Source organism: Leptospira alexanderi serovar Manhao 3 str. L 60 (assembly GCF_000243815.2).
GTDB lineage: Bacteria > Spirochaetota > Leptospiria > Leptospirales > Leptospiraceae > Leptospira > Leptospira alexanderi.
The window spans coordinates 30,001-41,721 of the sequence record NZ_AHMT02000026.1 but is presented as its reverse complement, the minus strand read 5'-3'; the positions used below and the strand labels follow the sequence as shown (position 1 = coordinate 41,721).

The following is an 11,721-nucleotide window of genomic DNA, read 5'->3' as shown; positions in this document are numbered from 1 at the left end:
AGAATACTGTAATAAGTTTGTTTCAAAAGTTAGAATGTTAGATCTTCTTTAAAAAAGTCAACAATTCTGGATTCGGCGCAATTTTGTGAGGACTTCTATATCTCTGCAAAAATCGCTCGTTAATTCTTGGTACCATTTTCATACGTCCGAGTAGTCAACTCAATGTTGCTCCTTATGGGCGCAATATAATAATCACTTTCGGATTTATTACGCCGAACTCACGTTATTTATTATAAAAATCACAAAGCAGGACATATGTTTCTTTACGACATTCAACTTTAAGAATACGAAAAATCAAATTCGAATTCATATTTGCATTTTAGAGGATAAGTATAAGAAAAGCATCTCTCTCCGCTGCTCATCGAATGGGAAAAATACGAAACGTAAAATTCGTAGCGACTCTCAAATCCATTATTCGGAAGTCGCCTTTGGGTCAGTAACTCAAATGCTGAAGCGCGCCGATCGCGAGTAGATTTCCGGGAACGATCGACAACCAACCGAACACGACCATAAAGAGACAAATCAAGACGACCACCGTCACTCCGATACTATAAGGAGCCGCGTGATTGCGGGAAATTTCCCCCTCGTCGCTGCTCATGAATGTGGCGATTCCGATCCGCAGATAGTAATAGAGTGCGAGCGCGGAGTTCATCACGCCGCCTATCAGTAGGATTCGATTCATCAGATGTTCCGACTCGGCAATTTTTTGAAAGAGAAACAACTTCGCCCAAAATCCCCCAAACGGCGGAACTCCCGCCAAGGACATAAAGAAGATGTTAATCGCGATCGCCGTAAAAGGTTTTACCCCCGACAAGGACTGAACGGAAAAGAAAGTTACTTGCCTCGTTCCATCTTCCAAATACGCCAAAATAGCGAACGCTCCCAAACTCATAAAAGAATATATCATGAGATAGAATAACACTTCTTCTTTGATTCCGGCGGAAATCCCGGCGACAATGTAACCCGCGTGTGCGATCGAAGAATACGCAAGCATTCGCTTTAAATTTTCCTGTTTTAATGCGAGTAAGTTCCCATATACCATCGATAACAACGCGAGAATTCCGGGCAACCACGCCCAAGTGCTGCCTTCGAGAGACAGAGGAAGTTTCGTATAAAGAACAAGCAAAAGTCCGATGGAAGCAGTTTTAGATGCGGTGGACATGTAACCCGTTACCGGAGTTAAAGCGCCTTCGTATGCGTCGGGAGTCCATGCGTGATAAGGAAAGAGCGCGATTTTAAAAGCGACTCCCGTGATAAACAAAACGAGTCCGATCTTTGCAAAGTTCCCTTGATACCCCGCGATCACCAACGGCTTTAACGCAGCCGTTATGTTCGTAGATCCGCTTCCGCCGAATAAAAAGGCGATTCCCATCAGCATAAATCCGGAGGAAAAACTTCCCAAGAGAAAATACTTCAAGGTCGCTTCCAAAGAAAACAGATCGCTTCTCGCCATTCCGATCAGAATATAAAGACAGATACTCATCAGTTCGAGTGCGACAAATACGAGAATGAAGTCCTGTCCGGAAGTCATGAGCATCATTCCGCAGGTTGCGAACAACAATAAAGGATAGAATTCGGGAAATTCTACATTATGATTTTTTAATATTCTGGGAGCGATCGCCACGGTTCCGATCGCCATCGAAAGATAAATTAGATTTAACCAAAAAGACAATACGGAATTTTCGATCTGACCGCCGAAATAGGTTCCACTATTTCCGGGAAATTGAAACGTGGTGTAAAACACGCTCCCAAATGCAACGAGGAGAACCAGTCCGGACACGTATCGTACGATTAGAAATTCTTTCGTTTTAAAAAGTACGGAAAGGCAAATCAGAAACACTCCTCCTCCCGCTAAAATCAATGCGGGAAGAATAGAAAATAAATCGAGGAAGTTCGGGATAAAATTCATTTCAGAGCCTCATCATCTCCCTCGGGAGAAGTTTCTTTTCCTTTTCGGATCGATCCAGGTAAGGCATATTTACTTTGAAATCCTTTGAGACGCTCTTCGTAACGACCGGGCTCCCCTCCTAAAGATTTATAAGACACGTATTTCCTTACGACATCGACAGATTTTCCATTCAAGTCCGCTGCCTTAAACGAATTTAAGGACCGATCTTGAATCACTTTCGCGGACGCGGAATTTAATGCGACTTTGACGGAAGGTTCCAACACTTTTAAAAACGGTTTCGGATAAATTCCGATCCAAAAAATCATCGCGACGGTCGGTATGAGAATCACCCATTCTTTCAGGCTGAGATCGTGATGATTGATCAGATTTTTTGTGGGTTCTCCAAAGAGCATTCGTTTTGCGAACAACAATAGATATCCCGCGGCAAACACGACTCCAGTTGCGGCTAACGCTCCGTATACGACGTTTGCCTTGATACTTCCGAGGATGATCAGAAATTCCCCGATAAAACTGTTGGTTCCGGGAACTCCCAAAGAAGAAAAAATCGCGATCGCAAAAAAACCGAAAATACCGGAAGCAACTTCGACAATCCTCCGGCTTTCGCAATGTCGTTATTTCCGATCCTTTCGTGCAACATCCCCAGCATAAAGAAGAGCATCCCCGCGGTAAATCCATGGTTAAGCATCTGAAGCATTCCACCCGCCATTCCCTCTTCGGTAAAACTCAATATTCCAAGCATACAAAAACTCATGTGGGAAAGAGAAGAAAACGCGACGACTCGTTTCGAGTTTTCCTGAGCCATCGCAATCACGGCACCATAGATGATTCCCGCAATACAAAGTCCTCCGAGGAGTTCCCTGTATTCCAACATTTCTTCGGGAAATAAAGGGATCGCCAACCGCACAAAGCCGTAGAGTCCGATCTTCAATAAAATCCCGGAAAGATCCACGGAACCGACGGTCGGAGCTTGCGAGTGTACATCCGGCATCCAGGTATGAAGCGGGAACAAAGGCACCTTAATTGCAAACGCCAATACGAATGCAAAAAATATAAATAAACGGATGTTTTTCGAAATTTCGGGAAGAAGTCCCGTTGACAGCTCTTCGATCACGATCGTTCCGGTTTTAAAATAGAGTATTAGAATTCCTGCAAGCATCAGCACGGATCCGGTAAACGAAAAAATCAGATACTTAATCGCCGCTTTGACCCGTTGATCCTCTCCCCAAATTCCGACCATGAGCACCATGGGAGAAACCATAGCCTCCCAGAAGATATAAAACAACACGAGATTTCCGGATAAGAACACTCCGTGAACGCTCATCTCCACGATCATTAGATAAATGTAAAATTCTCGGATTCTGGTCGTGATACTCGTCCAAGTTGCGAGAGTGGAAAGAAAAAACAACAACGAAGACATCCCGCAGAGAAGGAGACTGAATCCGTCGAGTCCGATATGATAATCCACTTTCAGATTTCCGGACACTACGATGCCCCAGATACGATCCACAAACTGAAGAGAGGAGTTGGAAGGATCGTATTTAAAATACAAACCCACGATGATTAAAAACGGAACGAGAGTGAACGATCCGGAAATGAATCTCAGCCAACCCACCCGATTGGACAAAAATAAAAACGGAACTCCGATCAGAGGTAAAAATAAAAAGATACTGAGTATATACGGCGGGAAATCCAAGTTACAGCCCCCTCATTAGAAAAAAGGAAAGTATGACTACCGTTCCGAGCACAATCAAAATCGCGTAATCGACTACGATTCCCGTTTGAATCCGTCTTAAAACCAGTGAGATCGCAACCGCGAACCTTCCCGTGCCTCTCAGTATCAAATCCAAGAAATTTCTTTCCACATGATCAGCTAAAAATTTTCCGAGCAAGACAATCGGATCCACGATAAAGTTTCTGTAAAACTCGTCGATGTAGTATTTCTGCGAAAAAATTCTTTTCACGCCCGTGTGCGATTCTTCCGCTTCGGGTAGTCTTTTTCCGGTTAAAAAGATCGTTCTCGCGATAAAGATTCCGGAGATCGCGACGGCGACCGATACCGCAACCAAGATCAACTCGATCGTCGCTCCGGTTTCGTGAGCGTCTTCAGAGCCATTGATAATCATCTCCGAAATTGTCGTTATGGGGGCGAAAACAGGATCGAAGTATCGAGTGAGTATGTTGGCGCCTCCGAAAAGGAAATGAGGCACTTCCAAAAATCCGGCAACCGCCGCGCCTATGGACAAAATCACAAGTGGAACCGTCATCACAAGCGGGGACTCGTGTAAGTGCTCCGCCTTGTGGGAAGAAACGCGGGATTCTCCGTAAAACGCGAGATACGTCATCCGAAACATATAGAACGCAGTCAAAAGCGCAGTGACAATTCCAAGTCCGTAAAATAGAGCCCCATAAGTATAACTCTTTTCTAATATTAGATCTTTGGAAAAGAATCCGCTAAAAGGGGGAATTCCCGAGATCGCAAGGGATCCGATGAGGAACGTGATCCAGGTGACCTTCATCTGGTTTTTAAGTCCGCCCATGTTTCTAAGATCTTGTTCGTGATGCAGCGCGTGGATCACGGAACCCGATCCCAAAAACAGAAGCGCCTTAAAAAACGCGTGTGTCATCAAGTGAAAGAGCCCCGCGACATAGGCGCCCGCCCCCATCGCAACGAACATATATCCGAGCTGTGAAACGGTGGAATACGCGAGCACCTTTTTGATGTCGTTTTGAAAAAGCCCGATCGTCGCCGCAAAAAAGCGGTAACCGATCCGACGATCACGATCCAGTGCCCCACTTGCGGCGCGGATAAAAAGATAGGATTGAGTCTTGCGATCAAAAAATTCCCGCAGTGACCATCGTCGCCGCGTGAATGAGCGCGGAAACTGGAGTCGGTCCGGCCATCGCGTCGGGAAGCCATACGTGTAACGGAAGTTGCGCCGACTTTCCGATCGCCCCGATAAAAAAACAAACCGCCGCTAACGGTAGTATATAACGAAAAGAATGTATTTCCCGAATCGATTCTGTGATTTCCGTAAAGGAAACGCTTCCCGTATACCAGAACACAAGCGCAATTCCGAAAAGCATTCCCAAGTCTCCGATTCGGTTTACGATAAAGGCTTTCATACCAGCGTTGGCGGCCGTTTCTTTGTGGTAGTCAAAGCCGATTAAGAGATACGAACAAAGTCCCACCCCTTCCCATCCGAGAAATAAAAGTATTAGATTTTCTGCAAGTACTAGATTGAGCATCGCAAAGATAAATAAGTTCAAATACGCAAAGTAACGCGCAAAGCCCGGATCATCCTTCATATATCCGATGCTGTAAAGATGGATGAGAGCTCCGATTCCGGTGATGATCAGAACCATATAAAGCGAAAGTTGATCGACTTGATAGGCAAATGAAACCTGAATTCCCCCCGTAGAGATCCAAGGAAACACGGTGACGATTTCCGGGATCGTACGTTCCATCGGATGAAACAGAACGAAAGAAACGAGAGCCAGAACAAAGGACAAGAACACAACTCCTGTGGAAAAAATCCCGGTAAATCCTTTCAGCCACTTGCCGAAAATACCGGAAACGAGAAATCCTATCAATGGAAGAGCGACTAACGCAGGTATAAGATTTACTATTTCCATTCTTCCTACCACTTCATCAGATTCATTTGATCTACGTAGCTCGTCTTTTTGATCCTATGAATTGCGATTACGATCGCAAGTCCGATCGCAGCTTCCGCGGCGGCGATAGCCATCACGAAAAACACGACCACTTCTCCGTCGACTTGATGAAGAGCTTTTGAGAACGTTACAAAGACTAGATTCACAGAATTCAAGATCAATTCCACCGACATAAAGATCAAAACCGCGCTTCTTCTTACCATCACTCCCGCGACTCCGATCGTAAAGACAATCATCGCAAGAATCAAAAAGTAGTGCATCGGAATTCCGGAGATCCAGAGGCTCATAACTTTCCTCCTTCCGTTTCTTTTCCTAAATTCTTTTTTCCGAGCACGACCGCGCCTAAAACAGCGGCGAGCAATAATATGGAGATGAGTTCAAACGGGAGAAGATATCGTAAAAACATCGCGCTTCCGACTACCGCGGTGTTTCCATGAGAATAAACGTCGGTCGGAGTCGCATCATTTCCGGAAATTGCGTTCGGGTCCGACGCGTATTCGTTGTTTGAAACTCGAAAATAATATCCGACAAATTTTCCGTCTTTGTTCTGGGCGTATCCTACCGGAGAGGAACTTTCCGACGGAATTCCGTCCTGAACCGCAGTCACAAGAAGAACTCCCAGGAACAGTACCAATCCCAAATATAATAGTTTTTTAATTGGTTTTTCAAAGATGAAAAACTGGGGTGCGTCGTCCCTGAGGGACAAAAGCATCAATACGAACACGACCAGTACCATGATCGCCCCCGCATAAACAAGAATCTGCATCGTGGCGATAAAGACCGCGTTCATCACCGCGTAAATGGCCGCAAGTGAGAAAAAACTCAATACAAGCAGGACGGCGGCGGTGATCGCGTTCGGATGAAAGATCACCCCAAGAGAACTGAGTATCATCACCGAAGCAAACAAAAAAAACAGAAGTAGCTGAGGTTGTTCCGTAAATGGCATATTTCTTATATTCTTAAAATTGTATATAGATACTTGCGATCAGAATATTCAAAACCGCCCAAGGAATGAGCTTTTTCCATCCGAGAGACATGAGCTGATCGTAACGAAATCGGGGAAGAGTCCATCTCACCCATACGAATAAAAAAGTGAAGAACAAAACCTTTCCCAAAAAGAAAAAAAGTCCGAATAACGACTGTAATACGTGCCCTTCCAAAATTCCGAACGGAACCTGATAACCTCCGAAAAACAGAAGTGTTACGACACAACTCATCGTGATCATGTTCATATATTCCGCGATAAAAAATAATGCGAACTTAAACGCACCATATTCGGTGTGAAACCCGACCACGAGTTCGGATTCCGCTTCCGCCAAGTCGAAAGGCAAGCGATTCGTTTCCGCAAACATGGCGACCACAAACAGACAAAACGCGATGAATCCCGGAAGTTTAAAGATGTTCCAAAGTTCGGCTTGAGAAGCGCTGATATCCGAAAGTTTCAAAGAACCCGTGAGGATCACGATCGAAACCACGCTCATAGAAAGGGGAAGTTCGTAGCTGATCATCTGCGCCGTGGAACGGATGGCGCCTAACAACGAATATTTGTTGTTACTCGCCCAACCGGCGATGATAATTCCGTAAACCGCCAAAGAAGAGATCGCAAACAAAAATAAAATTCCGGTATCCGGGTTTGCAATCTGCAAATCCAAAAAAGTAAGACCGGTTTTATCTTGAAGCCACTGCGGAAGAGGAAGCCGACCGCCCAAGGGAACGACAGACCAAGCCATGATCGCGCAGGTCATCGAAATCGCGGGGGCGATCAAATACATGACCTTGTTCACCTGCGTCGGGAAAACTTCTTCTTTGGTTAAAAACTTAATTCCGTCCGCGAGAGGTTGCAAAAGTCCCCAAATTCCCGCTCGGTTCGGACCTTTCCGATCCTGGATAAAACCGGCGACCTTTCTTTCTGCGAGAGTATAATACGCGCAGGCGGTGATCAAAATAAAAAAGAAAAGTCCGCTTTTCAAAAGCCAAAATAGAATTTCGTTCCAGTTCATGAAGTCGCTCTTCCTCCCGCTGCGGACTCGATCCTATCCTCTTTTCTTCTTCGAGGATGATCGGGAACCGGTTCCGGTTTGTCTTTGAGTCTTGCGTCAAACTCCGCGCGAAATTTTTGCAAAGCAGGACGAACCGCTCCCACACAGGCGTCGGAAAGCGGACAAATCGTAGTTCCGCCTTCCATATTTCTGGAAAGAGAAAGAATCAGATCGATGTCCTTGGTTGTTCCTTCCCCTTCTTTGATTTTATAAAGAATGTCTCGAACCCAATGAGTTCCTTCTCTACAAGGAGTACATTGACCGCAGGATTCGTGAGCGTAGAATCTCGCAAAACGATAGGTGGTTTCCACGATGTCCGCGCCTTCCGCGAGCACGATGACCGCGCCCGAACCGAGCATCGTCTTATGAGCCGCCATGGATTCGAAATCCATATGAGCGGTTTTGCATTCTTCCGCCGTCAAGATCGGCACCGAAGATCCGCCGGGAATGATCGCTTTGAGAGGTTTATCGTCCACGATTCCTCCGCAAAGATCATTCACAAGTTCTAATAAAGGAGTTCCTAATTCGATTTCGTAGACGCCCGGTCTTTTTACGTGACCCGACACGCTGAAAAGTCTCGTCCCGGGAGATTTTTCGGTTCCGATTTTGGAATACCAATCCGCACCCTTATCTAAAATATGAGGAATCGCGGAAAACGTTTCCACGTTGTTCACTACGGTCGGGGAACGATAAAGTCCCGACACGGCGGGGAAAGGAGGCTTCAATCTTGGATGGCCTCTTCTTCCTTCCAGGGAATTGATGAGCGCGGTTTCTTCTCCGCAGATATAAGCGCCCGCGCCCTCGTACAAAATCAGATCGAAGTCGAATCCGCTTCCGAGAATATTTTGTCCGAGGTAACCTTTGGCGTACGCCTCGTCGATCGCGGCCTGCATCGTCTTGGCGCCTTTCTGAAACTCTCCCCGAATGTAAAAGAATCCTTTGTTCGAACCGATGGCTTTCGCTCCGATGATCATCCCTTCTATGATCTGATGCGGAAGGTTCTCAATCAATTTACGATCTTTGAATGTTCCGGGCTCGCCTTCGTCGGCGTTGCAGATGATGTATTTCGGTTTTGGAATGTCCTTCGGAATGAAAGACCATTTGAGTCCGGTCGGAAAACCCGCGCCGCCCCTTCCTCTGAGCCCCGACTTTTTCACCTCGGCGATGATATCGTCCGGTTTCATCAAAAGCGCTTTTTTTAAGCCGTCGTAACCGTGAACCGATTCGTAAAACTCGAGTTTGGCGGACTGAGGATTGTCTATGTATTTCGTAAGAAGTTTCATTTCCGCCATAAGGATTTCCTTTTGTCAGTTCAGGTTATCGAGAATCCGATCCACTTTTTCGGGAGTCAGTTGCTCGTAAAAATCGTCGCCTATCTGGACCATCGGAGCGTAACCGCAGGCGCCCAGACATTCCACTTCTTCCAAAGTGAACTTGCCGTCCGGGGTTGTTTGTCCCGTATGAATTCCCAAACGTTTGCAAAGATGTTCTTCGATTTCGTCGCTCCCCGACAAATAACAGCTCGAAGTTCCGCAAATTTGAATGTGATACTTACCCACCGGTTTTTTGTTGTAGAGGGTGTAAAACGTGGCGACCCCGTAGACTTGTGCGAGGGAGATCGGATCTCCCAGACGTTCGGCGACGTAAGCCATTCCATCCTGATCCACAAAACCGTTTTCCCTTTGGAGAATGAACAAACAAGGTAGAACGAGGGAACGTTTATCCGGAAATACTTCCAACATCTTTTGGAATCTTTTTTCGGAAACGTCGCTAAACTTGTAACTCATCAGCAGTCCAACTCCCCCGCGATCACGTTCAAGGAACTCATGGTCGCGACCGAATCCGCGAGAAGTCCTCCTCGAACGAGTTCGGCAAAGGCTTGATAATACCAGAAACAAGGGCGTCTAACGTGAACTCTCCAAGGAGATTTTTCCCCTTCGGAAACGATGTAAAATCCGAGTTCTCCGTTGGCGGCTTCGGTCGCCATGTAGTGTTCTCCCGGAGGAACCTTTACGCCGTGCATGATGATCTTGAAATGATAGATCAATTCTTCCATGTTGTTGTAGACTTTGTTCTTTTCGGGAAGATACGCATGCGGAAGATCCGCGTGCCAAGGACCTTCCGGAATTCCGTCTACGAGCTGTTCGATGATCCGGATCGATTGACGCATCTCTTCCATTCTCACAAGACTTCGGTGCAGAACGCTTCCGTCTTCTCCGATCGGAACGTCAAAGTCCACCTTATCATAAAATAGATAGGGTTCGTCTTTACGAACGTCCCAGTCCACTCCCGCGGCTCTGAGATTCGGCCCGGTAAATCCGTAAGCGATCGCGTTTTCGGCAGAAATTCCTCCGATCCCTTCGGTGCGACCCAGAAAAATTTTATTCTTTAAAAGAAGACTATTGAATTCCTCGATTGCGGGTTTCAGTCCCTTGCAGACGAGTTTGATTTCCTTGACAAAGTCGGGATAAATGTCCCGTTCCAAACCTCCAATTCTACAGAAAGTCGTGGTCAATCTCGCGCCGGTGAGTTTTTCGATGACCTGATAGATATTTTCGCGATGATGAAAGAGGTGCAACATCCCGGAAAAGGCTCCGAGGTCCACTCCGAGAATACCCGTGCAGATGATATGATCCATGATCCGGGAAAGTTCGGAGATGATCATTCTGACATACGTTACGCGATCCGGCACTTCCACCTGCATCATCTTTTCCACGGCGAGAATCCAACCTATGTTGTTCAGAGGAGTGGAAATGTAATTCATCCGATCCGTGCAGACCAGGAATTGATTGTATGTATAACGTTCTCCTAATTTTTCAAAACAACGATGCACATATCCGATCACGGACTCGGCTTCCACGATTCTTTCCCCGTCGATCTGAATCACGTTTTGCAAAATTCCGTGCGTCGCCGGGTGGGAAGGCCCTAGGTTTACGAGAAGATGTCCTTCGGGAAGATTTTTATATTTCTGTTGGAAATGTTCCGCTGTCTTTTCGTACATCATACTACTTCTTCCCTCCTTCCTTGGTTATATCTTCGTTTATGTGAATATGAAGCAGGTCCTCGATCAGATAATCCTGACCGAATCCTTCCAACGGAAAATCCTTCCGCAAAGGATGTCCTTGAAAATTGTCGGGCATCAAAATCCGATCCAGGCTCGGATGACCGATAAAGGATATTCCGAAAAGATCATATACTTCCCTTTCCGGCCAGTTGGCTCCCTTATAAACGTTAGTCGCACTCGGAACAGATTCCCCGTCTTCGACCCGGACCTTGATTTGAATTTTGCTCGCAGCCCTATTTCCGGAACGAAGCAGATAATTGACTTCGAATCGGGGCTCTTTTTTTCCGAGCCAATCCACCGCGGTTAAGTCGTTTAGAAAATTATAATTCAGTGTCGGATGATTTTTAAGAGCGTTCAATACGGGAACCACACCTTCGGGTTTGAGATAAAAAACCGGAACGTTGGAGACGATCGGTTCTTGTACGTCCAAAAAATGCGGAAATTTTTCTTTGAGGAAACGTTCTACTTCTTCTTTCATCGTACGACCAGGGGTTTATTTCTTTCGTTCAATTCCTGGATTTTTTGCATCACTTCCTGACGCCTCGCTTCCAGTCCCTGGGTTTTCAATTTCGTCTGCAATTTAACGAGTGCGTCTAAAATCGCTTCCGGTCTGGGAGGACAGCCGGGGACATATATATCCACCGGAAGAATTCGGTCCACCCCCTGCAAAACTCCGTAGGTATTGAACATTCCCCCGGAGGAAGCGCAAGCCCCGACGCTGATGACAAACTTGGGTTCTGCCATTTGATCGTAGATCTGCCGAAGCACGGGAGCCATCTTGTAAGTGATCGTTCCCAATACGAGAATCATGTCCGCCTGACGCGGAGAAAACGAAGGACGTTCCGCCCCGAAACGGGCAATGTCGTAATCGGAACAGGCAGTACTCATATATTCGATTCCGCAACAAGCGGTAGCGAAAGGAAAAGGCCAAAGGGAATTGCCCCTTCCCCATTGAATCACGGATTCGATGTTTCCGAGTTGGAGCATGTCTCCCAGGACTTGACCCGGAGCTTTACTCAAATCACTCAATCCCATTC

General features: G+C 46.3%; 10 protein-coding genes and 2 pseudogenes (1 of these 12 only partly in view). All 12 read right to left on the bottom strand.

Annotation, left to right across the window (positions count from 1 at the left end; translation table 11 throughout):
* Positions 1-433 precede the first annotated feature (433 nt).
* Entirely contained in the window at positions 434-1,909 is a 1,476-nt protein-coding gene (locus tag LEP1GSC062_RS08830; RefSeq protein ID WP_010576981.1) for an NADH-quinone oxidoreductase subunit N, read from the bottom strand.
* Positions 1,906-3,602: pseudogene (locus tag LEP1GSC062_RS08825) on the bottom strand (NADH-quinone oxidoreductase subunit M). The gene LEP1GSC062_RS08830 and the pseudogene LEP1GSC062_RS08825 overlap by 4 nt, the downstream one beginning before the upstream one ends.
* A gap of 1 nt (position 3,603) precedes the next feature.
* Positions 3,604-5,542 (bottom strand): annotated as a pseudogene (gene nuoL / locus LEP1GSC062_RS08820) (NADH-quinone oxidoreductase subunit L).
* 5 nt (positions 5,543-5,547) lie between these two features.
* Entirely contained in the window at positions 5,548-5,868 is a 321-nt protein-coding gene (gene nuoK / locus LEP1GSC062_RS08815; RefSeq protein WP_004503390.1) for an NADH-quinone oxidoreductase subunit NuoK, read from the bottom strand.
* Complete coding sequence (locus LEP1GSC062_RS08810; RefSeq protein ID WP_020983991.1) at positions 5,865-6,527, bottom strand: NADH-quinone oxidoreductase subunit J family protein; 663 nt, start codon at positions 6,525-6,527, stop codon at positions 5,865-5,867. Before LEP1GSC062_RS08810 ends, nuoK begins: the two co-directional genes overlap by 4 nt.
* A 13-nt stretch (positions 6,528-6,540) precedes the next feature.
* Entirely contained in the window at positions 6,541-7,581 is a 1,041-nt protein-coding gene (gene nuoH, locus LEP1GSC062_RS08805) for an NADH-quinone oxidoreductase subunit NuoH (RefSeq protein ID WP_010576984.1), read from the bottom strand.
* Positions 7,578-8,912: an NADH-quinone oxidoreductase subunit NuoF gene (gene nuoF, locus LEP1GSC062_RS08800; RefSeq protein WP_010576985.1), complete on the bottom strand. Its 1,335-nt coding sequence runs from the start codon at positions 8,910-8,912 to the stop codon at positions 7,578-7,580. The genes nuoH and nuoF overlap by 4 nt, the downstream gene beginning before the upstream one ends.
* Positions 8,913-8,927: 15 nt before the next feature.
* Positions 8,928-9,407, bottom strand: coding sequence for an NADH-quinone oxidoreductase subunit NuoE (nuoE, locus tag LEP1GSC062_RS08795; protein WP_010576986.1), 480 nt, complete (start codon positions 9,405-9,407; stop codon positions 8,928-8,930).
* Complete coding sequence (nuoD, locus tag LEP1GSC062_RS08790) at positions 9,407-10,624, bottom strand: NADH dehydrogenase (quinone) subunit D (protein ID WP_020983996.1); 1,218 nt, start codon at positions 10,622-10,624, stop codon at positions 9,407-9,409. Before nuoD ends, nuoE begins: the two co-directional genes overlap by 1 nt.
* A 1-nt stretch (position 10,625) precedes the next feature.
* Positions 10,626-11,162: an NADH-quinone oxidoreductase subunit C gene (locus LEP1GSC062_RS08785; protein WP_010576988.1), complete on the bottom strand. Its 537-nt coding sequence runs from the start codon at positions 11,160-11,162 to the stop codon at positions 10,626-10,628.
* On the bottom strand, positions 11,159-11,719 hold the full coding sequence (locus tag LEP1GSC062_RS08780) for an NADH-quinone oxidoreductase subunit B (RefSeq protein WP_002630731.1): 561 nt from the start codon (positions 11,717-11,719) through the stop codon (positions 11,159-11,161). Before LEP1GSC062_RS08780 ends, LEP1GSC062_RS08785 begins: the two co-directional genes overlap by 4 nt.
* Positions 11,710-11,721, bottom strand: the 3' end of a protein-coding gene (locus tag LEP1GSC062_RS08775; protein WP_010576989.1) for an NADH-quinone oxidoreductase subunit A. Its footprint extends 366 nt past the window's final position; the window shows 12 of its 378 coding nt (coding positions 367-378); its start codon lies off the right edge, out of view; the stop codon is at positions 11,710-11,712. Before LEP1GSC062_RS08775 ends, LEP1GSC062_RS08780 begins: the two co-directional genes overlap by 10 nt.